The following is a 22,494-nucleotide window of genomic DNA, read 5'->3' as shown; positions in this document are numbered from 1 at the left end:
GCCCAGCGTCCCGACCGGAGGGGAAAGCTCACCCCTCCAGCGCCTCGCGCAGCATTTCCAGCTCCAGCCATTCCTCTTCCATGCGGATCAGGTCGGCGCGCAGCTTTTCCGTCTCGGCGGCAAGCTTGTTGAAGGTCGCCTGGTCCTTGGCGAAGAGGTTCGGATCGGCCATCTTCGCCTCACGGGCAGCGATCTCATTCTCCGTCTTCTCCATCTCCTTCGGCAGGTTTTCCAGCGCGAACTTCTGCTTGTAGGACAGCTTGCCCCTGGCCTTGCCGCCCGTGTCCGAGGATTTCGCCTCGGAGGTCTTCGCCTTCTCGGCCTTGTCAGCACGTCTGCGCTCGTCCTCGGCGCCCTTCTTCTGCGCCAGCATGTCGGAATAGCCGCCGGCATATTCGATCCAGCGGCCGTCCGGATTCTCGGGATCGGCCGGCGCGATCGTCGAGGTCACCGTGCGGTCGAGGAAGTCGCGGTCGTGGCTGACCAGGATGACCGTGCCGGAATAGCCGGCGACGATTTCCTGCAAAAGGTCGAGCGTCTCGATGTCGAGGTCGTTGGTCGGTTCGTCGAGGATCAGCAGGTTGGACGGCTTGGCCATGATCCGCGCCAGCATCAGCCGGGCGCGTTCGCCGCCGGAGAGGTTCTTGATCGGCGTGCGGGCCTGCTCCGGCTGGAACAGGAATTCCTTCATGTAGCCGGTCACGTGTTTCTGCTCGCCGTTGACCAGAAGGTTCTCGCCGCGCCCGTCGGTCAGGTAATGCGACAGCGTGTCCTCGAGGTTGAGGTCCTCGCGCTTCTGGTCGAGCACGGCGATCTCGAGATTGGTGCCAAGCTGGACCGTGCCGCTATCAGGTTCCAGCTGGCCGGTCAGCATCTTCAGCAACGTTGTCTTGCCGGCCCCGTTCGGACCGATCAGGCCGATGCAGTCGCCGCGATGCACGCGGATCGAAAACGGCGCAACGATCGTCCGGTCGCCATAAGCCTTGGTGATCCTGTCCGCCTCGATCACCAGTTTGCCGCTTTCGCGGCCCTCCGTGGCGCTTGCCTGGATTGTGCCCTGCGGCCCCTTGTGGCCGCGATATTCGGCCCGCAGGCTTTGCAGATTGCCGAGGCGGCGCATGTTGCGCTTGCGCCGTGCCGTCACGCCGTAGCGCAGCCAGTGTTCCTCGCGCTGGATCTCCTTGCCGAGCTTGTGTTGCTCGATCTCTTCCTCTTCCAGCACCTTGTCGCGCCATTCCTCGAAATGGCCGAAGCCGCGATTGAGCCGGCGCGACAAGCCGCGATCGAGCCAAACCGTGGCGGTCGAGACCTTCTCAAGGAAGCGACGGTCATGCGAAATGACCACCAGCGCGCTGCGGCTCTTGGCCAGTTCGCCTTCCAGCCATTCGATGGTCGGCAGGTCGAGATGGTTGGTCGGCTCGTCGAGCATCAGGATGTCCGGTTCGGGCGCCATGACGCGGGCCAGCGCCGCGCGGCGCGCCTCGCCGCCCGAAAGGCTCGCCGGATCTTCCTGGCCGGAAAGCCCCAGATGTTCGAGCAGATAGGTGACGCGATACGGATCGTCGCCCGGTCCAAGCCCCGCCTCGGCATAGGCCTGCACGGTCTTGTAGGCGCCGAAATCGGGCGCCTGCTCGAGATAGCGGATCGTCGCGGACGGATGACGGAACACCTCGCCCGACTGCGCCTCGACCATGCCGGCGGCGATCTTCATCAGCGTCGACTTGCCCGAGCCGTTGCGTCCGACCAGGCAGATGCGGTCGCCAGGCTCCACCTGAAGGCTGGCGCCGTTCAAAAGCGGCGCGCCGCCGAAGGATAGCAGGATATCATCGAGTTTGAGAATGGGAGGCGCCAAGGTCAAGCTCCGGAAAAATCGTAAGGACGGGCAAGGACGACCGCATCGCCGCTTTTCAGCGAGAAGCGCACGGGACCTTCCGCGACGTTGGAAATGGTGCGCGACGACCCGAAGGGCAGCGCGAAATCAGTGAGCGGATAGCGGGCATTGCCGATCGACAGCCCAGCAAGCGGGGAGAGGCCGAGCACCGAGAACAGCGAGCCCTTTGGCAGATCGAGCGTGAAGTCGTCGCCAAGCAGCGGAAAGGCTTCCTCCGTACCGGAACTCATCATCACTTCGATGCCGCCCTTGGCCAGCGCCATGCCCGACAGCAGATGCATCAGCGCATGATCCGAACGCTCCCCGCCGAGCGCGCCGGCCAGAACGAGACGCTTTGCCCCGCGCGACAGCGCCTCCTCGACGGCGATCGCACCATCGGTCGAGGCCTTCTGCGCCGGATAGGGCAGGCGAGGCACGCCGGGAAAATCCTCGGCCGCGAGATCCTCGGAACTGTCGAAATCGCCGACCCAAAGCTCCGGCGAAAGGCCGAGCGTGACCGCATGGCGCATGCCGCCGTCGGCCGCGATGGCGCGGCTTCCCGCGACCGCGGCTTTCAGCCGCTCGGTCGGGGTGAGCGCCCCGCCGAGCAGGATCGTGAAGGTCGTGTCCGTCATGGATGAGCCCATAGCGCATATGGGCCGAGAAGGGAAAGGCCGTTTCCTCTTCGCCCTCGCCGCCTGACCGGGCACCAGTGTGCCGATCAGGCCGGGCACGATGCCTGGTCACGTGGCGGTCGCTGGACGTCGACGGCGCCTCAGCGCTTGGCGGTGCCGTCCTTGGCGGTTTCGGCATTCTTCAGCTGGGTGGTGAAGCCGGACGTCTTCGGCGCATCGGCCTTGGTCTTGTCCTTCTTGGGTTTTCGGGCTTCGCGGTTCGAACGTACCTGACCTTTGGCCATGGGTGTCTTCCTTCGGTGAAGGATCGCGGGCCGCCTTTAGTGGCAGCGCTTGATCGGGAACGGGTGATCGTCGGTCTGCTATCGGTAGAAATCTTCGCTTCGGAGCAAATGTGGCGGATGGTGGCGAATGTCTGGCTGGATCTGCCGAGAAAATGCGCGCTGTGTTCCAGTACCCTTCTTGTCTGGAAATCAGCGTCCGAACAGGAACAAGCGTTGTGTATCGCTGGTTTCAGCCTGTCAGATTCCTGCATTTTTACAAGCCTTATCTGCCGCGCCGCCGTAGCCAGAACCGCCTCGCCATCTTGCACTGCACCCTTTGCGCCACTAGGTTCACCGCCAAAGACCAGCCAGGAAGATCCGCATGCAGTTCACCGGTACCGCCGACTACATCGCCGACAAGGACCTGATGGTCGCCGTCAATGCGGCCATCGCGCTCGAGCGGCCGCTACTCGTCAAAGGCGAACCCGGCACCGGCAAGACCGAGCTCGCCCGCCAGGTGGCGTCAGCGCTTGGCCTCGACATGATCGAATGGAGCATCAAGTCGACCACCAAGGCGCAGCAGGGCCTCTACGAATATGACGCGGTCTCGCGCCTGCGCGACAGCCAGCTCGGCGACGCGCGGGTCAACGACGTCGGCAACTACATCCGCCAGGGCAAGCTCTGGCAGGCCTTCGCCGCCGGCAGGAAGACCGTTCTCCTGATCGACGAGATCGACAAGGCCGACATCGAGTTCCCCAACGACCTTTTGCAGGAACTCGACCGCATGGAATTCCATGTCTACGAGACCGGCGAGACGGTGAAGGCTTCCGTTCGCCCGATCGTCATCATCACCTCGAACAACGAGAAGGAACTGCCGGACGCCTTCCTGCGCCGCTGCTTCTTCCACTACATCCGCTTCCCCGATGCCGACACGCTGACGCGCATCGTCGAGGTCCATTATCCCGGCATCAAGCAGACGCTGATTCGCAATGCCCTCACCCAGTTCTACGAGATCCGCGAGACGCCCGGCCTGCGCAAGAAGCCCTCGACCTCGGAAGCACTCGACTGGATTCGCCTTCTGGTCGCCGAAGACGTCGACCCGGCCGACCTGCGCGCCGATCCGAAACAGGCCCTGCCCAAGCTGCACGGCGCGCTTTTGAAGAACGAGCAGGACGTGCACCTGTTCGAGCGCCTGGCTTTCATGGCGCGGCGGGAGCGGTAGCAAACCTTGCTCGCGATCCCCGATCTGGCAGCCGCAGGCTTCGCCATTGATCTTTGACGACAGGAAAGCTATCTAGAGCAGGTCCCGTGGTGATTTGGCCGGCCGGCTTGCAGCCACGTTAAAGAAGTCGCTAAAGGGGCCGAGGAAAGTCGTCATTTTCCCCTGCACCGGTCGCGATTTCTCGCCGCCGGTTTTATTTTGCGGTTTTGCCCGCCGATGCTGGGAATGAGAAACGATGCCGATCAGGATACCCGATACGCTGCCCGCCTTTGAAACCCTCGTCCACGAGGGTGTGCGGGTGATGACCGAAACGGTGGCCGTCCGCCAGGATATCCGCCCGCTGCAGATCGGCCTGCTCAATCTCATGCCGAACAAGATCAAGACCGAGGTCCAGTTCGCCCGCCTGATCGGCGCCTCGCCGCTGCAGGTCGAGCTGACCCTCGTGCGCATCGGCGGCCACAAGGCCAAGAACACCTCGGAAGAACATCTCCTGTCCTTCTACCAGACCTGGGAAGAGGTGAAGGACCGCAAGTTCGACGGCTTCATCGTCACCGGCGCACCGGTCGAGAACCTGGCCTATGAGGACGTGACCTACTGGAACGAGATGCAGCAGATCCTCGACTGGACGGAAACCAACGTCCATTCGACGATGAATGTCTGCTGGGGCGCCATGGCCGCCATCTACCATTTCCACAAGGTGCCGAAGCACGCGCTGAAACAGAAGGCCTTCGGCGTCTATCGCCACCGCAACCTGTCGCCGGCCTCCGTCTATCTCAACGGCTTTTCCGACGACTTCCAGGTGCCGGTGTCGCGCTGGACGGAAGTGCGCCGCGAGGACATCGAGAAGCATCCGGACCTCGAGATCCTGATGGAATCCGACGAGATGGGCGTCTGCCTCGTGCATGAAAAGCGCGGCAACCGGCTCTACATGTTCAACCACGTCGAATATGATTCGACCTCGCTCGGCGACGAGTATTTCCGCGACGTGAATTCCGGGGTGCCGATCAAGATGCCGCACGACTATTTTCCGCACAACGATCCGACCCTGACCCCGCTCAACCGCTGGCGCAGCCATGCGCATCTCCTGTTCGGCAACTGGATCAACGAAATCTACCAGACGACGCCGTACGACTTGCAGGAGATCGGCCTCGATCGCCGTTGACGGCACACAGCGGCAAGGAGCGCTAGAAGACCGATGTTCATCCCCTTTTTCCTAAAGCTCAAGGAAGCGCGGATCCCGGTGACGCTCAGGGAATTCCTCGTGCTGCTTGAAGGCATGGAGAAGGGGCTTGCAGACTTCGACACCGAGGCCTTCTACTTCCTCGCCCGCACGACGCTGATCAAGGACGAGCGCCATATCGATCGCTTCGACCGGGTATTTTCCGAAATGTTCGGCGGGATGGAAGGCCTGTTCGGCGGGGTCGACGGCGTGGATCAGGTGCCGATCCCGCAAGACTGGCTGAAAAAGCTCGCCGAAAAGCACCTGTCGGAGGACGACAGGAAGCTTGTCGAGGCGCTCGGCGGCTTCGACAAGCTGATGGAAACGCTGCGCCAGCGTCTCGCCGAACAGAAGGAGCGCCACCAGGGCGGCTCGAAATGGATCGGCACGGCCGGCACCTCGCCCTTCGGCGCCTATGGCTACAATCCCGAAGGCGTGCGCATCGGCCAGCACGAAAGCCGCCACCGCCGCGCGGTGAGAGTCTGGGACAAGCGCGAGTTCAGGAACCTCGACGACACCGTCGAACTCGGCACCCGCAACATCAAGGTGGCGCTTCGCCGCCTGCGCCGCTTCATCCGCGAGGGGGCGGCGGACGAATTCGATCTTTCCGGCACCATCCGCGCCACCGCCGAACACGGTTATCTCGACGTGAAGACCCGGCCCGAACGGCGCAATGCCGTCAAGCTCTTGATGTTCTTCGACATCGGCGGCTCGATGGACGACCATGTGCGAACCGTGGAGGAACTGTTCTCCGCCGCCCGCTCGGAATTCCGCCACATGGACTATTTCTACTTCCACAATTGCCCCTATGAGCGGGTGTGGAAGGACAATCGTCGCCGCATGACGGAAGTCGTCGGCACCGACGACATCATCCGCACCTTCGGCCCGGACTACCGGCTGATCTTCGTCGGCGACGCCTCGATGGGCCCCTACGAGATCAGCCAGCCGGGCGGCTCGGTCGAGCACTGGAACACGGAGCCGGGCGCCGTGTGGATCGACCGGCTGACGGCTCACTTTCGTCGCAGCCTGTGGATCAACCCCTTGAAGCCGGACTATTGGGGCTACACCCAGTCGGTCGGCATGATACGCCAGCTGATGGGAAACAGGATGTACCCGCTGACGCTCGGCGGCCTTGAAGAGGCGGCGCGCGAACTGGCGAGATAGACGGCGAAAGACCGCAAACGGGGCGAACGGCATGACCGGTAGGGAAATCTTCGGCACGACCACGGCAGGCGAGACGGTCGAGCAGGTGACGCTGTCCGGCGGCGGGCTGACGGCACGCATCATCACCTTCGGCGCCGCGATCCAGGACCTGCGGCTCGCCGGCCATGACGCGCCCCTGGTGCTCGGCTTCGAGCGTTTCGAGGACTATGAGCAGCATTCCCCCTATTGCGGCGCCTCTCCCGGCCGCTGCGCCAACCGCATCGCCAAGGGCCGCTTCTCGATCGACGGCGCCGACTACCAGCTGGAGCTCAACGAACGCGGCACCACCCACCTGCATGGCGGCTCGACCGGCACGGCGCGGATGAACTGGGCAATCGTCGACCTGGGCCACGACCACGTGACGATGGAAGTCACCGATCCCGATGGCCGCGCCGGCTATCCCGGCAACTGCACCATCCGCGCGATCTACACCCTGAAGGACGAGGGCGTGCTTTCCGTCGTCTACGAGAGCGAAGCCGACCGCCCGACGCCCGTCAACCTCTGCCAGCACGCCTATTTCAACCTCGACGGCCGCAGCGACATCCTCGGCCACGACCTGATGATCGCCGCCGACCATTATCTGCCGGTCGACCGCGACCTGATCCCGACCGGCGAATTGCGGCCCGTCGCCGGAACGCCCTTTGATTTCCGCGAAATGGCCCCGATCGCCCGCGACGGGAAACAAGTGCCCTACGACCACAATTTCTGCCTGTCTCCCGCGCGCATGGCGAAACAGTCGGTGGCGCTCGCCCGTAGCATCAATTCCGGGGTGACGATGGAAGTGCGCACGACCGAACCCGGCGTGCAATTCTACGCCGGCGTCTATCTCGACGTGCCCGTCCCCGGCCTCGACGGCCGCGCCTACGGCCCCTTCGCCGGCTTCTGCCTGGAAACCCAGGTCTGGCCGGACGCGATCAACCACGCCGATTTCCCCAACGTCGTGCTGCGCCCCGGCGACGTTCTGCGCCAGGAGACGGACTACGTCTTTTCGAAGAGCTGAAAAAGGCGGCCTTCGGGCCGCACGCCACCAAACGCAAAGCGACCACCAAAGCGGTCTATCATTTCTTGTTTTCTGGAAGAAGAAAAACTGGAGCGGGTGAGGCGATTCGAACGCCCGACCCCAACCTTGGCAAGGTTGTGCTCTACCCCTGAGCTACACCCGCTCATAACCTCGATCCGGGGGTAGACAGTGGATCGGGTGCCGTCCGAATGTTGCGGCGACGGGCGCTATATGGCCCAACATTTTTGCAAATGCAACAGGGAAATGACGAATGTCTGGAGAAAAAAATGCAATCTTCTCCCCATGCGGTCAAACGCCTCCAAACGCGGGCTTTCGCGCATTTCCGCCGATTGCCAAGGCCGGTGCCCGGACGTATCACTCCACGGCAAGGGCATTTGCCCGTCCTCGCCAGGAACCCTGACCCGCACGTGAGCAGATCGATGACCACAGAGCCGAAGACCGCCGAAGACCTCTACCGTTTCCTCGATGACCTCGGAATTCGCCACGAGACGAAAGGTCACGAGCCGGTTTTCACGGTGGCCGAATCGGTGGCGCTGCGCGACGAAATCCCCGGCGGCCACACCAAGAACCTTTTCGTCAAGGACAAGAAGGACCAGTTCTTCCTGCTGACCGTCGAGGAGAACGCCGTCGTCGATCTGAAAACGGTGCACACGTTGATCGGCGCAGCCAGCAAGGTTTCCTTCGGCAAGCCGGAAAAGCTGATGGACTATCTCGGCGTCATCCCGGGCGCGGTCACCGTGTTCGGCGCGATCAACGACACCGGCCACAACGTCACCTTCGTGCTCGACCAGGACCTGATGGAGCACGACATCATCAACGGCCATCCGCTGTCGAACGACGCGACCACATCGATCGGACGCGACGATCTGCTGCGCTTTCTCGAGGCGACCGGCCACACGCCGCTTGTCTTGAAAGTCACGGCCTGACATACGATCTTAAGCGGCAAACACGCCCCACGAGGGCCGAAGATGCGGGAGACGATCCATGAGCGACAACAGCAATCCCTATGGCGGCTACAGTGGCCAGATGACGGCCCAGGCGCATTTCGGCGGAACAGCGGCCGTGCCAGCCGCCCCCGCCGCCCTCGTCAAGGACACCACGACCGCGGGCTTCACCAAGGACGTGCTGGAGGAATCCCGCAACCAGCCGGTCCTGGTCGATTTCTGGGCGCCCTGGTGCGGCCCCTGCAAGCAGCTCGCGCCGGTGATCGAAAAGGTGGTCAGTGAAGAGAAGGGCCGGGTAAAGCTGGTGAAGCTCAACATCGACGATCATCCGTCCATTCCCGGCCAGCTTGGCATCCAGTCGATCCCGGCCGTTGTCGCCTTTGTCGACGGCCGCCCGGTCGACGGCTTCATGGGCGCCGTTCCGGAAAGCCAGATCCGCGAGTTCATCGACAAGGTCGCCGGTCCCGCCGGCGCCGACCAGGCAGCCGAGATCGAAGCGGTTCTCGAAGAGGCTATCGCCCTGCTCGCAAGCGGCGACATCAATGGCGCGGCCCAGCTCTACGGCGCCGTCCTCCAGGCCGACCCGGAAAACGCCAAGGCCGCCGCCGGTATGGCCGAATGCATGCTCGCCGCCGACCAGCACGACCGCGCCCGCGAACTCGTCGCCGGCATGCCCGACGAACATCGCAAGGCACCCGAGGTCCAGGCCGTTTCCAAGAAGATCGAGCAGATGGACGAGGCCCGCAAGCTCGGCGATCCATCCGCCCTCGAACATGCGCTGGCGCTCAACCCGGACGACCACGAAGCCCGCCTGAAGCTCGCCAAGATCCTCAATGTGTCCGGCAAGCGCGAGGAAGCGGCCGAGCACCTGCTGCTGATCATGAAGCGCGACCGCACCTTCGACGACGACGGGGCCCGCCGTCAGTTGCTCGAATTCTTCGAGGCCTGGGGACCGAAGGATCCGGCAACGATCATGGCACGGCGCAAACTGTCGTCGATCCTGTTTTCGTGACGCTCCAGGCGTTTGCGCCCTTGAGTTTTCAGCGCCGCGAACCACATTATGAAGATGCGGCGGCCCGTCTCGGGCCGCGCGGAAATGGGGTGTCATGCAAGTCGGCAATGCCAGATATCTGACCGCAAACGACCTGCCGGAGACATTGCCGGTGTTTCCCATCGCCGGCGTGCTGCTCTTGCCCGGCGGCCAGCTGCCGCTCAATGTCTTCGAACCGCGCTATCTGGCCATGTTCGATGCGGCCATGGCGGGCAACCGGCTGATCGGCATGATCCAGCCGGCGCTTTCCGAAGGGCTGACCGGCGACATCCTGCCGGAGCGCCCGGCGCTCTGCCAGGTCGGCTGCATCGGCCGCATCACCTCGCTCACCGAAACCGGCGACGGCCGCTATGTCACCTCGCTCGGGGGCGTTTGTCGCTTCCGCCTGCTGGAGGAGGTGAACGGCAGCAAACCCTATCGCAGTTTCCGCATCGCTCCCTTCATCACCGACCTCAAGGGCGGGCCCGAGGAAGAGGCGAGTGTCGACCGTACGGGCCTGCTTGCCGCCTTCCGCGCCTATCTCGACGCCAACAAACTGGAAGCTGACTGGGAAAGCGTGGAACGCGCCAGCAATCTCACGCTGGTCAATTCCCTGTCGATGATGTCGCCCTTTGGCCCTGCTGAAAAGCAGGCCCTGCTTGAGGCGCCCGACCTCAAGACGCGCGCCGAAACCCTGATCGCCATCACCGAAATCGTCCTCGCCCGCTCCTTCGGCGACGCCGACACCCGGCTGCAATAGGATTGCGCACAGCCATGGACGAGCGGATGAGCAAGGTCGACGTGAAACTGCTCGAGCTGCTGGTCTGCCCGCTGACGCAAGGCCGGCTGACCTACGACCGCGATCGCAACGAACTGGTCTCGGAACGTGCCAGGCTCGCCTACCCGATCCGCGACGGCATTCCGATCATGCTGGTCTCGGAAGCGCGCAAGATCGAGGAATAGGCGCCCGGACCTGCCTGCCGTCTCGCCTTATCCGGTGCGGGCGACCGAGGCCCTGCTCAAATCGCCTCGCCGGCCAGAAGCTTCGGCGCCTGCCCCTGTCCCATGCCCGCAGCCTCGCGGATGAAATAGGATTTCAGCCCCGGCAGCCGGTCGACCAGCCCGAGTCCGACGTCGCGCAGCACGCGCAGCGGTGTGAAATCGTTGGAGAACATCCGGTTCAGCACATCGGTGGTGACGCCCATGCGGAACGTGTCGAAGCGACGCCAGGTCTGGTAGCGTTCGAGCACGTTGAGATCGCCGATGTCCAATCCCAACCGGTCGGCCTCGACGATGGTTTCTGCAAGCGCCGCCACGTCCTTGAAGCCGAGATTGAGGCCCTGGCCGGAGATCGGATGAATGCCGTGGGCGGCGTCGCCGGCCAGCGCGATGCGCGGCGCGACGAATTCGCGGGCCAGCGTCAGCCCGAGCGGAAAAGCGCGCCGGTCGCCGGTCGCGCGGATCCAGCCCAGCTTGTGGCCGAAGCGGCGTTCCAGCTCTTCCTCGAAGACCAGATCATCGGCGGCGACCAGCCGGTCGGCATCCGCCGTGCGCTCGGTCCATACCAGTGACGAACGATTGCCCTTGAGCGGCAGGATGGCGAAGGGACCGGACGGCAGGAAATGCTCTTCCGCCGCGCCCTCGTGCGGCCGTTCGTGCTCGACCGTCGTGACGATGCCGGACTGGCCATAGTCCCAGGTGACGGTCTTGATCCCTGCCATGTCGCGCAGCTTCGAGCGCACCCCGTCGCAGGCGACGACCAGGCGGGCCGCAACGACCGAGCCATCCGACAGCGCCAACTCCGCTGCAGGTCCCGTATTCTTGAAGCCCACCGCGCGCACGCCGTGGCGAATGGCAATACCGGCCTTTTCGCAGGCCTCGCGCAACGCGCCGACCATTGCGACATTCGGGATCATATGAGCAAACGGCCGCCCTTCCTCCACTGCACCGTCAAAGGTGAGGAAAACCGGACGGACCGGATCGGCGGTCTTCGAATCGGTGACGATCATCCTGGTGATCGGCTGGGCCTCCGGCGCGATGCGGTCCCAGATGCCGAACACCTCCAGCATCTTGGTCGCCGCGGCGATGATCGCCGAAGCGCGCGGATCCTTCTTCCACACACCTTCGGGCGCAGCCTCGATCACTTCGACGCTCAGATGCGGCGCGGCCTGCTTGACCGCGACAGCGGCCGAAAGGCCGACATAGCCACCGCCGACGATCAGCAAATCCAGCATGGCGAATATCCTTTGCCCTTGTGCATTTTCTTGCTCCTATATAGATCAGCCTTGAACTAGTTCCTATAAGCGGGGCCGCGCTATTATGCCGAATTCGAGCGAAAAACCCACTGCCATGGACCAGCTGATCGAGACGCTGGATCTCGAAAAGCTCGAAGAAGATCTGTTCCGCGGCAAGAGTCCGCAGAACGGCTGGCAGCGCGTGTTCGGCGGCCAGGTCATTGCTCAGGCGCTGATGGCGGCCCAGCGGTGCGTCGCCGGCGACCGGCACGTCCATTCGCTGCACGCCTATTTCGTTCGCCCCGGCGACCCCACTGTGCCGATCATCTTCCAGGTCGAGCGGACCCGCGACGGCTCGAGCTTCACCACCCGACGCGTCGTCGCCGTCCAGCACGGCAAGACCATCTTCGCCATGTCCTGTTCCTTCCAGATCGAGGAGCCCGGCTACGACCACCAGATGGCGATGCCTTCCGTGGCCGACCCGAAGCAGCTGATCGGCGAGAAGGAATTCCGCGAGCTCTTCCTTGCCCAGGCGCCCGAATCGGTAAAGGGCTATTGGAGCCGCGAACGCCCGATCGAGATCCGCCCGGTATCGCTCACCCATTACATCTCGAACGAGAAGCTCGACCCCAATGCGCATATCTGGGTCCGCACCACCGGTCCCGTCCCGGAGGATCACCACTATCGAACGGCGATCCTTGCCTATTTGTCCGACATGACCCTGCTCGATACCTCGCTCTATCCGCACGGCACGTCGATCTTTGACCCGCAGATCCAGCCCGCCAGCCTTGACCACGCCATGTGGTTCCATCGCCCGTCAAAGCTTGACGACTGGCTGCTTTACACCCAGGACAGCCCGAGTGCATCCGGTGCCCGCGGCATGACCCGCGGCAGCATCTATGACCGTGATGGCAAGCTCATCGCCTCTGTCGCGCAGGAAGGCCTGATCCGCAAAAGGGCAAACGCCTAAGTTTCAGGCAATTGCAAATTTGTGCTCAAAATTTAAGCGCATATCTGTCATTCAAATGCCCGTTTATTAGCGGCCTTCCGCATACCATAAACATTTCAATAACTTATTTGCCAACTTCAAACTGGCACATACTTTGAATGTCATGGCTCAGTCGCCCGGCTCTCTCTTGCCGGCGGCAGGAGAGTCGGCTTGGAGCCGAGGACAAGCAAAGGATGGGAACCAGATGAAGATTGTGATGGCCATCATCAAGCCATTCAAGCTGGATGAGGTGCGCGAAGCTCTCACCGCTGTTGGCATTCAGGGCCTGACCGTGACCGAAGTGAAGGGTTACGGGCGCCAGAAGGGGCACACTGAAATTTACCGCGGCACGGAATACGCCGTAAGCTTTCTGCCGAAATTGAAGATCGAAATCGCCGTTGCCTCCGAACTCGCGGACAAGGCCGTCGAAGCGATCGCCTCTGCCGCAAAGACCGGGCAGATCGGCGACGGAAAGATCTTCGTCTACTCGATCGACCAGGCCGTGCGCATCCGCACCGGCGAAACCAATTCTGAAGCTTTGTAAGAACGGCTGTTAGGGGAGTTGTTTCTGATGTCATTTTCCAAGTTTTCTTCCGCTTTCGGGGCCCTGGGCGTGGCCACGGCCGGCGTTCTTGCGCCGGTCATCGCCTTTGCCCAGGAAGCGGCCCAGGAAGCGGCCCCGGCCGCTGCCGAAGCGGCCGCCGCCGTAGCTGCCGCTCCGGTTCCGGACAAGGGCGACACCGCCTTCATGTTTCTCTGCACGCTTCTCGTGCTTTTCATGCTGATGCCTGGCCTCGGCCTGTTCTACGGCGGCCTGGTGCGCGCCAAGAACATGCTGTCGGTGCTGATGCAGTGCACGATGGTCGGCGCCGCCATGATGCTCGTCTGGGTCATCTACGGCTATTCCTTCGCTTTCGGCGGCTCGGAAAACGCCTTCTTCGGCGGCACGGCCAAGCTGTTCCTCTCGGGCATCACCATGGATTCGACCGCCGCAACCTTCTCCGACGCGGTCATTCCGGAATTCGTCTTCATGCTGTTCCAGATGACGTTTGCGGCACTCACCCCGGCACTGATCGTCGGCGCGTTTGCCGAGCGCATCAAGTTCTCGGCCGCCGTTCTGTTCTGCGTCCTGTGGGCCACCTTCGTATACTTCCCCGTCGCCCACATGGTCTGGGATGCCAACGGCCTACTGTTCGGCTGGGGCGCGCTTGACTTCGCCGGCGGCACCGTCGTCCACATCAATGCCGGCGTCGCAGGTCTGATCGGCTCGATCATGATCGGCAAGCGCATCGGCTACGGCAAGGACATGATGGCACCGCACTCCATGACGCTCACCCTCGTCGGTGCCGCCATGCTGTGGCTCGGCTGGTTCGGCTTCAACGCCGGCTCGAACCTCGAGGCTTCCGGCGGCGCCATGCTGGCTACCGTCAATACCTTCATCGCCACCGCTGCGGCCATCGTCTCCTGGGCGGTCGTCGAAACCTTCACCCGCGGCAAGGCCTCGATGCTCGGCGCGGCTTCCGGCATGATCGCCGGCCTCGTCGCCATCACGCCTGCCGCCGGCATTGCCGGTCCGATGGGCGCGATCATCATGGGCCTGCTCGTCTCGCCGCTGTGCTACTTCTTCGTCGCTGTCGTCAAGAACAAGTTCGGCTATGACGACACGGCCGACGTCTTCGGTATTCACGGTATTGGCGGCCTGTTCGGCGCTCTGGCCACCGGCATCTTCGCTTCCGCCGCGCTCGGCGGCATCGGTTATGCCGACGGCGTCACCATGGGGGCGCAGTTCATCACGCAGGTCAAGGCCGTGCTCGTCACCATCGTCTGGTGCGGCGTCGGCTCGTTCGTTCTCTACAAGGTCGTCGACCTGGTCATCGGCCTGCGCGTTCCGGTCGAAGCCGAGCGCGAAGGGCTCGATCTCGCCTCGCACGGCGAAGCAGCCTACCATTCCTAAGTTGATACACCGCGCCGGTTCGCCGGCGCGGCACCTCCTCCCGTCACGGCCGATTGCAGGCCGTGCCTGGCCCGGGGCCCGTCTCCGGGCCTTTTTCTTGTGCCTCGAAGCCGGCTCGAACCGGCATGGTTAATGCCCCATTAACCGTCCATCCTGTACTGTCGATCATGAATGGCCGCGCCGTCGCGCCGGGCACTCATTGCGGCAGGATGCAGTCATACGGATGGGCAGTAAGATGAACAGAGGCACTTCGGCCACGATCGACGAACAGTCCGGCCGCTTCGCATTCAGCGCCTTCGTGCTTCGAAAGCTCCTCACGCTGGCAGGTTTCGCGCTCTTCCTCGCCCTCGTGTTGGCGGTCGCTTCGCTGGCCAGCTGGAACGTCGCCGACCCCAGCCTTTCCTATGCCACCGCCAACGAACCGACCAACATCCTCGGCTATGGCGGCGCCGTCTTCGCCGACATCATGATGCAGTTCTTCGGACTTTCGAGCCTTCTGGCCCTGCTTCCCGTGCTCGCCTGGTCTCTGGCGTTGATCACCGGGCGTCCGCTTTCGCGTATTCCCGCGCGCCTCGGCGCCTGGGCGGTCGGCTCGATCGTCGCCTCCGCCGTGGTCGGCTGCTTCCCGCCGCCCGCCACCTGGCCGATTCCGAACGGCATCGGCGGCGTGTTCGGCGACATGATCCTGCGCTTTCCGGGTCTCTTCATCGGCGCCTATCCGACCGGCACCTTCTCCATGGTCCTCGGCGCGATCATCGCTGTTCCGGCCGCTTGGCTGCTACTCTTCGCCGCCGGCCTGATCGGCCGCGAGAGCGCCGACGACAGCCTCCCCGAGGCCGCACCGGCCGAGCGGAAAAAGGTGGCGCCACCCGTCATGGAGGATGAGGACGAGGACGACCGCGAAGGACCGATCGCGCTTGCCCTCGGCGTCATCGCCCACAATTGGTATACGATCCGCGCCCGCACCCGCCGCCTGCTCGGCCTCAAGCCGAAGGAGCGCACGCCTCGCTTCGAGCAGCCCTATGACTTCAACGAGGACGAGTTCGGCACACTGAACGAGCCGGTCCGCCCCAAGGCTCCCACACCGCTTGAGCGGCGCGAACCGACGCTCGATCCTGCGCCGCTTGCCTCCGGCCGAATTGCCCCGCCCTCGCGCGACATCGTCTCTCCCCCGCCGATCAGCGGTGACCTGGATGGTGACTTCGACGACGCGTCCTTCGATATCGATGGCCTACCGCGCCCGGCCGGCATCCTGCCCGACGACGGCTGGACGCCGAAACCGGCCGCACGCGCGGCCGCTGGCGACCAGGTCTCGCCCCGCGTCGTCGCGCCGGCAGCGCGACCGAAGCCCGGCGCGCGCGTCGAGCGCGACGCCCAGGGCTCGCTGCTGAGGCCGGATGGCTTCCAGCTGCCCTCCGTCCATCTGCTCGCCGAACCGAAGGCCGTCGCCCGCGACGCCACCCTTTCCGCCGATGCACTTGAGCAGAACGCCCGCATGCTCGAAGGCGTGCTGGAGGATTTCGGCGTCAAGGGCGAGATCATCCAGGTCCGGCCCGGCCCGGTCGTCACCCTCTACGAACTTGAACCGGCGCCCGGCATCAAGTCGTCGCGCGTCATCGGCCTGGCCGACGACATCGCCCGCTCGATGAGCGCCATCGCCGCCCGCGTCGCCGTCGTTCCAGGCCGCAATGCGATCGGCATCGAGCTGCCAAACCAGAGGCGCGAAACCGTCTACTTGCGCGAATTGATCGGCAGCCAGGACTTCGACAGCAACAAGGCCAAGCTCGCCATCGCGCTTGGAAAGACCATCGGCGGAGAACCGGTGGTGGTCGATCTCGCCAAGATGCCCCACCTTCTGGTCGCCGGTACCACCGGTTCCGGCAAGTCGGTCGCCATCAACACCTTCATCCTGTCGCTGGTCTACCGGCTGACGCCGGAAAAATGCCGGCTGATCATGATCGACCCGAAGATGCTCGAACTGTCCGTCTATGACGGCATTCCGCATCTGCTCTCGCCGGTGGTCACCGACCCGAAGAAGGCCGTCGTGGCGCTGAAATGGGCAGTGCGCGAGATGGAAGAGCGCTACAAGAAGATGTCGAAGATCGGCGTGCGCAACATCGACGGCTTCAACAGCCGCGTCGAGCAGGCGATCGCCAAGGGCGAGATCCTGACCCGCACCGTGCAGACCGGCTTCGACCGCCAGACAGGCGAGGCGATTTACGAGACCGAGGAATTCGACCTCCAGCCGATCCCCTATATCGTCGTCATCATCGATGAAATGGCCGACCTCATGATGGTCGCCGGAAAGGACATCGAAGGCGCGGTCCAGCGCCTGGCGCAGATGGCGCGCGCCGCCGGCATCCACGTCATCATGGCGACCCAGCGCCCTTCGGTCGATGTCATCACCGGCACGATCAAGGCCAACTTCCCGACCCGCATCTCCTTCCAGGTGACATCCAAGATCGACAGCCGCACGATCCTGGGCGAGCAGGGCGGTGAACAGCTGCTCGGCATGGGCGACATGCTCTACATGGCCGGCGGCGGGCGCATCCAGCGCGTCCACGGGCCCTTCGTCTCCGACACCGAAGTCGAGGAGATCGTCGCCTACCTGAAAACCCAAGGTTCGCCGCAATATCTCGAGGCGGTCACCGTTGATGACGAGGACGAGGAGGACGGCAGTGGCCCGGCCGGAACCTCCAACCTCGCCGATTCGGACGACCCCTACGACCAGGCCGTCGCCATCGTCCTGCGTGACGGCAAGGCCTCCACCTCTTATGTCCAGCGGCGCCTCGGCATCGGCTACAACCGCGCCGCCTCGCTGATCGAGCGGATGGAGAAGGAAGGCATCATCAGCGCGGCCAACCATGCCGGCAAGCGCGAGATCCTGGTGCCGACCGAGGCGGACATCATCGAGCGATGAACCAAGCGGCGCGGCGGACCTTGCCCTGCGCCGCCTGGCCGCACCACCTTTCACCCGATCGGTCATGAAGACGCCGTCTTCTTCGGCGATTGAGGCATGATATGAAGGAGTTCCGGATGACTGAACACAATTTCGAACACATGGCAGGCCTTCCGGCGTCCGCCACGCGCCGCCAGTTTGTTGCAGGCGCTACGGCCTGCTTTGCCCTTGCCGGCTTGCCGCTATCCGCGCTTGCAGCCGCCAACCCGGTCGCGGCGCAGAAGATCGCCGACCATTTCTCCTCGGTGAAGACCATGATGGGCGAATTCGTCCAGTTCGGCCCGCGCGGCGAACAGACCGGCGGCAAGTTCTTTATCCAGCGCCCCGGCAAGCTGCGCTTCAACTATGACAAGCCCTCGCCCATGCGCGTTATCGCCGACGGCAAGAACGTCGTCATCGGCAATATGAAGCTGAGAACCTGGGATCTCTACCCCTTGTCGAAAACCCCGCTCAGCCTGCTTCTGTCCGAAAGGATCGACCTCGGCCACCAGATGGTTCGCGACGTCAAGGAAGAAGCGGACCTCACCACCATCGTGCTCGGCGACAAGACGATCTTCGGCGATTCGACCATTACCCTGATGTTCGACCCGAAGACCTTCGATCTGCGTCAGTGGACAATCACCGACGTCCAGGCAAAAGACACGTCGGTCATGATCTTCAACGTACAGAACGGCATCAACCTCGACCCGAGCGTCTTCGAGATCCCCTACCGCGAGGTTCATACGCAAAAACGCTAGGGACCGATCCCCTGTGGAGAAGAGGGCAGCGCTTGTGCTCAAGCGTCGCCTTTTGCTGTTCACGCCGCCTGAAATTGCCTAGATCTGCGCAGCGCTGAACGCTGGAGCAGTCCGAGATGACCCTTTCGATCACCACCTGGAACATCAATTCGGTCCGGCTGCGCCTGCCGCTGGTCGAGGACTTTCTCAAGACCGCCAATCCGGACGTCCTGTGCCTCCAGGAAATCAAGTGCCAGAACGACGAGTTCCCGGCCGATGCGCTGAAGGCGCTTGGCTATGGCAACATCATCATCCACGGCCAGAAGGGCTATCACGGCGTGGCAATCGCCTCGCGCTTCCCGCTGACCGAGGACCATCGCCAGAACTATTGCGGCGTCGGCGACGCGCGGCATATCTCGGCGATCTTCGAATGGGGCGGGCGGCGCATCCGCATTCATAACTTCTATGTGCCCGCCGGCGGCGACGAACCGGATCGCACCATCAACCCGAAATTCGGCCACAAGCTCGATTTCATCCGCGAAATGCGCGACCTCAAGGCCGGGGCCGAACCCGGCGTCTCGGCCATCCTGGTGGGCGATCTCAACATCGCGCCGCTCGAAAACGATGTCTGGTCGCACAAGAAGATGCTGAAGATCATCAGCCATACGCCGGTCGAGACCGAGGGCCTTCTGGAGGTCATGCGCGAAGGCGGCTGGGTCGACCTGATGCGCCATCACGTGCCCGCCGACCAGAAGCTCTATACGTGGTGGAGCTATCGCGCCAAGGACTGGTCCGGCGCCGACAAGGGCCGGAGGCTCGACCATGTCTGGTCCTCACCCGATCTCACCGACCACCTTCGCGCGATCGAGATCCTGCGCGAGGCGCGAGGCTGGGAGCGCCCGTCCGATCATGTGCCGGTCACAGCCCGCTTTTCTCTCTGACAGGCGAACCGCAAGAGATCCTATTCGAACCGCCCGGCCATGGCGGTCGCGCCGTCGACCAGGCTGGCGATCGCCGCGCGGATGCGCGATTCGACCACCACTGCCATGTCCGGATACTCCTCCAGCAGCCGGTGAAACAGCGCGCGGGTGATGCGGATCACGTCGGCATCCTCAACGGCGATCGCCGTGAACTTGCGCTCGACCATGGAGACCAGCGCCAGCTCTGAAAGCATGACGCCCGGACCCGCCAACCCTTCAATCTTCGTCTTGCCGCCACGCGCAAGCGTCGAAAGCTCGAACTCACCCTTTGCCACGACATAGGCGCATTCCGCCGGCGATTTCTCGCGGAACAGTGCCTGTCCCTTGGCGACGGTCCGATGCTCGGCGCCGAAGGCGATCAGCCGCAACTGGTCAGGCGCAAGGCCCGCAAACAAGGGCACCTTGGCCAGAAGCTCGATGTCGTCGGCAAGCGCCATGGGAAACTCCGCTGATCAGGGAACGATCTTGTAGCCGCCGTTTTCGGTGACCAGGATCTCGGCATTGGAGGGATCGCGCTCGATCTTCTGGCGCAGGCGATAGACATGGGTTTCCAGCGTGTGCGTCGTCACCCCGGAATTATAGCCCCAGACCTCCTCGAGCAATACATCGCGGGTCACGACCTTCTGCCCGGCCCGGTAGAGATAGCGGATGATCGCCGCTTCCTTCTCCGTCAGCCGGACTTTCTTGCCGTCTTCGGTGGTCAGCAGCTTCTGGCTCGGCTTGAAGAGATAGGGGCCGACGCCGAAGGTCGCATCCTCGCTCTGCTCGTGCTGCCGCAGCTGTGCACGGATGCGGGCAAGCAGCACCGCGAAGCGGAACGGTTTGGTGACATAGTCGTTGGCCCCGGCTTCCAGCCCGAGAATGGTGTCGGAATCGGTGTCATGGCCGGTCAGCATGATCACCGGCGCCTTGAAGCCGCCCTTGCGCAGCAGTTTCACCGCCTCGCGCCCATCCATGTCGGGCAGCCCGACGTCCATGATCAACAAGTCCACCTGGCCGCTACGCGCCGCCTGTATGCCCTTGGCGGCGGTGTCCGCCTCGGCCAGGGTGAATTCCTCGTATAGCGACAGTTGCTCGACCAGCGTCTCGCGCAGGTCATTGTCGTCATCCACCAGCAGAATGGTCCGCACTGTCATGAGATCTTCCTGTTTTCGTTCGTGCCGCTCGTCTTGGCGCGCCGGTTCGAAGTGCTATGAATACACCGAACTTCACAGGCAAAGCAAAATCTCGTGACCCACTTGCGAAAAACAACGGACAAATCCCACAGGAAGCCCGGACATATCGTCGTCCGAAGGGCGCCGGGCAAAGCGACGCAGGCGATCCTCCAATACGGACCGCTACGCCTGCGTGCCGCGCTTGGCCGCTCCGGCATCATCAGCAGCAAGCGCGAGGGCGACGGCGCCACGCCGCGCGCCACGATGCGGCTGATCTCAGGCTACCGACGCGGCGACCGTATGGGCTTTCTTCCGACCCGGCTTTCGATGCAACGCATCCGCAAGGACATGCTGTGGTGCGACGCGCCGAACCACCCCGCCTATAACCGCCCTGTCTCCGCCCCCTTTGCCGCCAGCCACGAGACATTGATGCGCGTCGACCGGCTCTACGACGTCTGCATCGTCCTGGACTGGAATGTCACCTGCCGTCGGCGCGGCTGCGGTTCGGCGATCTTCTTCCACGTCGCCCGGCCCGGCTACCCGCCGACCGAAGGCTGCGTGGCGCTCTCCCCCGCCGACATGCGCCGGCTCCTGCCCTACCTCGACGACCGGACCGTGCTGACAGTGCTTTGAGCGTCCGCTCATCCAAGCGCGCGCGGCGTGATGAAGCGGTCGAGACGCCCCATGCCTCTGCCGACGTCCGACCATTGCGCCACCGGAAAGTCGATCACCGCCAATGCCCCGGTCGGATACTTTGCCGCTACGCTCTCCCGCGACGCCGCATCGCCGCCGCCCGAAAGCGCCAGGGCCAGATCCTGCATGCCTGGATTGTGGGCGAGGATCAGCACCGTCCTCGAGGTCGGTTCGACCGCCTGCAGGACGTTGAGGATTTGCCCGGTGCTGGCGGCATAGAGTTCGGCGACAATGCGCATTTCCGGCTGGCGGGGCAGTCGCTCACGCACCAGCGCCCAGGTTTCCTGCGTGCGACGCGCCGACGAGACGAGGGCAAGATCCGGGATCAGCTTCGCCTCGGCAAGATAATCGCCGATCAGCAAGGCCGCGGCGCGGCCGCGCCCGTTGAGCGGACGCTCCTCGTCGGCAACGCCCTCCGGCCAGGCCGACTTGGCGTGCCTGAGCAGAAGAAGGCGCACCCCCCGGACTTCGCCGGTATCCTGCTGTTTCAACGCCATTGCGGCCACCTCCCGAAGGATGATTTACATGAAACACACTTATGTGCCCGACGGTTGAGCCCGTACACTGCCCCGCCACTCTAGAGGCTGACGAAGACGGCGCCAACAGCGACAATGACGCAGGCGGCCAGCCGGCGAAGGGTCAGCTGCTCGCCGAGGAACAGCGCGCCGATCAGGACGGCAAACACCACGCTTGTCTCGCGCACCGCCGTCACCAGCCCGGCCGGTGCGAAGGAATAGGCGACCACCACCAGACCGTAGGCGGCCAGTGCCACCACCCCGCCGCCGAACGCCTTCCAGGTAACCGGCGAGCGGACGTCGATGACGAGGCCCCGCCGGATCACCGTATAGGTCACCGCCAGCATCAACCCGTAGAGGAAGATCACCCACATGGCATAGGCCAGCGGCTGGCCGACCGTATGAACACCGCGTGCATCCACCGTCGAATAGCAGGCAATGATCAAGCCGGTCGCAAGCGCAAAGAGCAGGGAGGAATTGGCCGCCCGCTGCTTGCCGAGCGACAGGCTCATGATGCCGGCTGCCACCAGCACGACGCCGAGCGTCTGGAAGGGTCCGAGGATCTCGCCGAAGAACAGGAAGCCGCCGAGCGTCACCAGCAGCGGCACCGTGCCGCGCACGATCGGATAGACCTGCCCCAGTTCGCCATGGCGGTAGGCGGCGACGAGGAACAGGCTGTAGCCCACCTGCAGCAGGGACGAGAGCAGGATGTAGAACCAGGCCGCCGGCCCCGGCAGCGGGAAATAGAGAATGAACGGCGCGGCAATCAAGGTGCCGGCAAAACTCATCACCGTGACCGACCACAGCCGGTCGGCGCCGTTGCGCAGGAAGGCGTTCCAGCTGGCATGAAGGATGGCAGCGACCAGCGCCAGCCCGACGGCTATCGTGCTCAAC

23 protein-coding genes, 1 tRNA gene and 1 riboswitch are annotated in these 22,494 nt (G+C 63.7%); of the genes, 15 read left to right on the top strand and 9 right to left on the bottom strand.

All coding sequences use genetic code 11. The annotated features are described in order from the left end of the window. Window positions 1-28 precede the first annotated feature (28 nt). The 3 genes from ACWPVA_RS17975 to ACWPVA_RS17965 form a co-directional block, all read right to left on the bottom strand. Window positions 29-1,852 (bottom strand): ABC-F family ATP-binding cassette domain-containing protein, encoded by a 1,824-nt coding sequence (locus tag ACWPVA_RS17975; protein ID WP_454288976.1) that lies wholly within the window; start codon window positions 1,850-1,852, stop codon window positions 29-31. 2 nt (window positions 1,853-1,854) lie between these two features. Beyond that, the gene (locus ACWPVA_RS17970; protein ID WP_454288975.1) at window positions 1,855-2,505 is read right to left on the bottom strand and encodes a thiamine diphosphokinase; all 651 of its coding nucleotides are present in this window, start codon (window positions 2,503-2,505) and stop codon (window positions 1,855-1,857) included. A gap of 140 nt (window positions 2,506-2,645) precedes the next feature. Next, a complete protein-coding gene (locus ACWPVA_RS17965; RefSeq protein WP_454288974.1) occupies window positions 2,646-2,789 on the bottom strand; it encodes a hypothetical protein in 144 nt (47 codons plus the stop codon). Between the two features lie 361 nt (window positions 2,790-3,150). Here ACWPVA_RS17965 and ACWPVA_RS17960 point away from each other — a divergent pair, with 361 nt between their 5' ends. From ACWPVA_RS17960 to ACWPVA_RS17945, 4 genes are all read left to right on the top strand, one after another. Further along, the gene (locus ACWPVA_RS17960; RefSeq protein ID WP_454288973.1) at window positions 3,151-3,990 is read left to right on the top strand and encodes an AAA family ATPase; all 840 of its coding nucleotides are present in this window, start codon (window positions 3,151-3,153) and stop codon (window positions 3,988-3,990) included. A 76-nt stretch (window positions 3,991-4,066) separates the two neighbouring features. Continuing rightward, window positions 4,067-4,145: riboswitch (SAM riboswitch) on the top strand. Window positions 4,146-4,225: 80 nt separating this feature from the next. Further along, window positions 4,226-5,152: a homoserine O-acetyltransferase MetA gene (metA, locus tag ACWPVA_RS17955; protein ID WP_454288972.1), complete on the top strand. Its 927-nt coding sequence runs from the start codon at window positions 4,226-4,228 to the stop codon at window positions 5,150-5,152. A 33-nt stretch (window positions 5,153-5,185) separates the two neighbouring features. Beyond that, on the top strand, window positions 5,186-6,373 hold the full coding sequence (locus ACWPVA_RS17950) for a vWA domain-containing protein (RefSeq protein ID WP_454288971.1): 1,188 nt from the start codon (window positions 5,186-5,188) through the stop codon (window positions 6,371-6,373). 31 nt (window positions 6,374-6,404) lie between these two features. Beyond that, window positions 6,405-7,412: an aldose epimerase family protein gene (locus tag ACWPVA_RS17945; RefSeq protein WP_454288970.1), complete on the top strand. Its 1,008-nt coding sequence runs from the start codon at window positions 6,405-6,407 to the stop codon at window positions 7,410-7,412. 88 nt (window positions 7,413-7,500) lie between these two features. On the opposite strand, the gene ACWPVA_RS17940 is transcribed toward ACWPVA_RS17945, so the two are convergent. After that, a tRNA-Gly gene (locus tag ACWPVA_RS17940) sits at window positions 7,501-7,575 on the bottom strand. A 277-nt stretch (window positions 7,576-7,852) separates the two neighbouring features. On the opposite strand from ACWPVA_RS17940, the gene ACWPVA_RS17935 reads away from it, so the two are divergent. From ACWPVA_RS17935 to ACWPVA_RS17920, 4 genes are all read left to right on the top strand, one after another. After that, complete coding sequence (locus ACWPVA_RS17935) at window positions 7,853-8,359, top strand: prolyl-tRNA synthetase associated domain-containing protein (RefSeq protein WP_454288969.1); 507 nt, start codon at window positions 7,853-7,855, stop codon at window positions 8,357-8,359. A gap of 58 nt (window positions 8,360-8,417) precedes the next feature. Then, the gene (gene trxA, locus ACWPVA_RS17930; RefSeq protein WP_454288968.1) at window positions 8,418-9,389 is read left to right on the top strand and encodes a thioredoxin; all 972 of its coding nucleotides are present in this window, start codon (window positions 8,418-8,420) and stop codon (window positions 9,387-9,389) included. Window positions 9,390-9,483: 94 nt separating this feature from the next. Next, entirely contained in the window at window positions 9,484-10,167 is a 684-nt protein-coding gene (locus ACWPVA_RS17925) for an LON peptidase substrate-binding domain-containing protein (protein WP_454288967.1), read from the top strand. Between the two features lie 14 nt (window positions 10,168-10,181). Beyond that, window positions 10,182-10,370 carry a Trm112 family protein gene (locus tag ACWPVA_RS17920; RefSeq protein WP_454288966.1) on the top strand — a complete coding sequence of 63 codons (189 nt, stop codon included), beginning with the start codon at window positions 10,182-10,184 and terminating at the stop codon, window positions 10,368-10,370. Between the two features lie 56 nt (window positions 10,371-10,426). Here ACWPVA_RS17920 and ACWPVA_RS17915 read toward each other — a convergent pair whose 3' ends face one another. Continuing rightward, a complete protein-coding gene (locus ACWPVA_RS17915) occupies window positions 10,427-11,650 on the bottom strand; it encodes a ubiquinone biosynthesis hydroxylase (protein WP_454289635.1) in 1,224 nt (407 codons plus the stop codon). A 76-nt stretch (window positions 11,651-11,726) separates the two neighbouring features. On the opposite strand from ACWPVA_RS17915, the gene tesB reads away from it, so the two are divergent. From tesB to ACWPVA_RS17885, 6 genes are all read left to right on the top strand, one after another. After that, complete coding sequence (gene tesB / locus ACWPVA_RS17910) at window positions 11,727-12,611, top strand: acyl-CoA thioesterase II (RefSeq protein ID WP_454288965.1); 885 nt, start codon at window positions 11,727-11,729, stop codon at window positions 12,609-12,611. A gap of 223 nt (window positions 12,612-12,834) precedes the next feature. After that, a complete protein-coding gene (locus ACWPVA_RS17905) occupies window positions 12,835-13,173 on the top strand; it encodes a P-II family nitrogen regulator (protein ID WP_112690687.1) in 339 nt (112 codons plus the stop codon). Between the two features lie 27 nt (window positions 13,174-13,200). Further along, a complete protein-coding gene (locus ACWPVA_RS17900) occupies window positions 13,201-14,583 on the top strand; it encodes an ammonium transporter (protein WP_454288964.1) in 1,383 nt (460 codons plus the stop codon). A gap of 235 nt (window positions 14,584-14,818) precedes the next feature. Beyond that, window positions 14,819-17,503: a DNA translocase FtsK gene (locus tag ACWPVA_RS17895; protein ID WP_454288963.1), complete on the top strand. Its 2,685-nt coding sequence runs from the start codon at window positions 14,819-14,821 to the stop codon at window positions 17,501-17,503. 101 nt (window positions 17,504-17,604) lie between these two features. Further along, window positions 17,605-18,279, top strand: a complete 675-nt coding sequence (locus ACWPVA_RS17890; RefSeq protein ID WP_454288962.1) for an outer membrane lipoprotein carrier protein LolA — start codon at window positions 17,605-17,607, stop codon at window positions 18,277-18,279. A gap of 116 nt (window positions 18,280-18,395) precedes the next feature. Beyond that, entirely contained in the window at window positions 18,396-19,199 is an 804-nt protein-coding gene (locus ACWPVA_RS17885) for an exodeoxyribonuclease III (protein WP_454288961.1), read from the top strand. A 20-nt stretch (window positions 19,200-19,219) separates the two neighbouring features. On the opposite strand, the gene ACWPVA_RS17880 is transcribed toward ACWPVA_RS17885, so the two are convergent. Next, window positions 19,220-19,675 carry a cyclic nucleotide-binding domain-containing protein gene (locus tag ACWPVA_RS17880; RefSeq protein WP_454288960.1) on the bottom strand — a complete coding sequence of 152 codons (456 nt, stop codon included), beginning with the start codon at window positions 19,673-19,675 and terminating at the stop codon, window positions 19,220-19,222. Between the two features lie 15 nt (window positions 19,676-19,690). Then, window positions 19,691-20,374, bottom strand: coding sequence for a response regulator transcription factor (locus ACWPVA_RS17875; RefSeq protein ID WP_454288959.1), 684 nt, complete (start codon window positions 20,372-20,374; stop codon window positions 19,691-19,693). Window positions 20,375-20,476: 102 nt separating this feature from the next. Between ACWPVA_RS17875 and ACWPVA_RS17870 the strand changes: the two genes are divergently transcribed. Further along, window positions 20,477-21,025 carry a L,D-transpeptidase family protein gene (locus ACWPVA_RS17870; RefSeq protein ID WP_454289634.1) on the top strand — a complete coding sequence of 183 codons (549 nt, stop codon included), beginning with the start codon at window positions 20,477-20,479 and terminating at the stop codon, window positions 21,023-21,025. Between the two features lie 8 nt (window positions 21,026-21,033). Here ACWPVA_RS17870 and ACWPVA_RS17865 read toward each other — a convergent pair whose 3' ends face one another. Then, entirely contained in the window at window positions 21,034-21,582 is a 549-nt protein-coding gene (locus ACWPVA_RS17865) for a SixA phosphatase family protein (RefSeq protein ID WP_454288958.1), read from the bottom strand. Window positions 21,583-21,662: 80 nt separating this feature from the next. Continuing rightward, on the bottom strand, window positions 21,663-22,493 hold the full coding sequence (locus ACWPVA_RS17860; protein ID WP_454288957.1) for an EamA family transporter: 831 nt from the start codon (window positions 22,491-22,493) through the stop codon (window positions 21,663-21,665). Window position 22,494 lies beyond the last annotated feature (1 nt).

It is taken from the genome of Rhizobium arsenicireducens (assembly GCF_964021225.1).
This window is presented reverse-complemented; position numbering and strand designations above follow the sequence as displayed.

Bases quoted from the DNA above. Each gene is read 5' to 3' on its own strand.
- ACWPVA_RS17865 (WP_454288958.1), bottom strand. From the start codon at position 21,582: ATGGCGTTGAAACAGCAGGATACCGGCGAAGTCCGGGGGGTGCGCCTT.
- ACWPVA_RS17895 (WP_454288963.1), top strand. From the start codon at position 14,819: ATGAACAGAGGCACTTCGGCCACGATCGACGAACAGTCCGGCCGCTTC.
- ACWPVA_RS17900 (WP_454288964.1), top strand. From the start codon at position 13,201: ATGTCATTTTCCAAGTTTTCTTCCGCTTTCGGGGCCCTGGGCGTGGCC.
- ACWPVA_RS17890 (WP_454288962.1), top strand. From the start codon at position 17,605: ATGAAGGAGTTCCGGATGACTGAACACAATTTCGAACACATGGCAGGC.
- ACWPVA_RS17905 (WP_112690687.1), top strand. From the start codon at position 12,835: ATGAAGATTGTGATGGCCATCATCAAGCCATTCAAGCTGGATGAGGTG.
- ACWPVA_RS17935 (WP_454288969.1), top strand. From the start codon at position 7,853: ATGACCACAGAGCCGAAGACCGCCGAAGACCTCTACCGTTTCCTCGAT.
- ACWPVA_RS17965 (WP_454288974.1), bottom strand. From the start codon at position 2,789: ATGGCCAAAGGTCAGGTACGTTCGAACCGCGAAGCCCGAAAACCCAAG.
- ACWPVA_RS17880 (WP_454288960.1), bottom strand. From the start codon at position 19,675: ATGGCGCTTGCCGACGACATCGAGCTTCTGGCCAAGGTGCCCTTGTTT.
- ACWPVA_RS17920 (WP_454288966.1), top strand. From the start codon at position 10,182: ATGGACGAGCGGATGAGCAAGGTCGACGTGAAACTGCTCGAGCTGCTG.
- ACWPVA_RS17960 (WP_454288973.1), top strand. From the start codon at position 3,151: ATGCAGTTCACCGGTACCGCCGACTACATCGCCGACAAGGACCTGATG.
- ACWPVA_RS17950 (WP_454288971.1), top strand. From the start codon at position 5,186: ATGTTCATCCCCTTTTTCCTAAAGCTCAAGGAAGCGCGGATCCCGGTG.
- ACWPVA_RS17885 (WP_454288961.1), top strand. From the start codon at position 18,396: ATGACCCTTTCGATCACCACCTGGAACATCAATTCGGTCCGGCTGCGC.
- metA (WP_454288972.1), top strand. From the start codon at position 4,226: ATGCCGATCAGGATACCCGATACGCTGCCCGCCTTTGAAACCCTCGTC.
- ACWPVA_RS17875 (WP_454288959.1), bottom strand. From the start codon at position 20,374: ATGACAGTGCGGACCATTCTGCTGGTGGATGACGACAATGACCTGCGC.
- trxA (WP_454288968.1), top strand. From the start codon at position 8,418: ATGAGCGACAACAGCAATCCCTATGGCGGCTACAGTGGCCAGATGACG.
- ACWPVA_RS17925 (WP_454288967.1), top strand. From the start codon at position 9,484: ATGCAAGTCGGCAATGCCAGATATCTGACCGCAAACGACCTGCCGGAG.
- tesB (WP_454288965.1), top strand. From the start codon at position 11,727: ATGCCGAATTCGAGCGAAAAACCCACTGCCATGGACCAGCTGATCGAG.
- ACWPVA_RS17970 (WP_454288975.1), bottom strand. From the start codon at position 2,505: ATGACGGACACGACCTTCACGATCCTGCTCGGCGGGGCGCTCACCCCG.
- ACWPVA_RS17945 (WP_454288970.1), top strand. From the start codon at position 6,405: ATGACCGGTAGGGAAATCTTCGGCACGACCACGGCAGGCGAGACGGTC.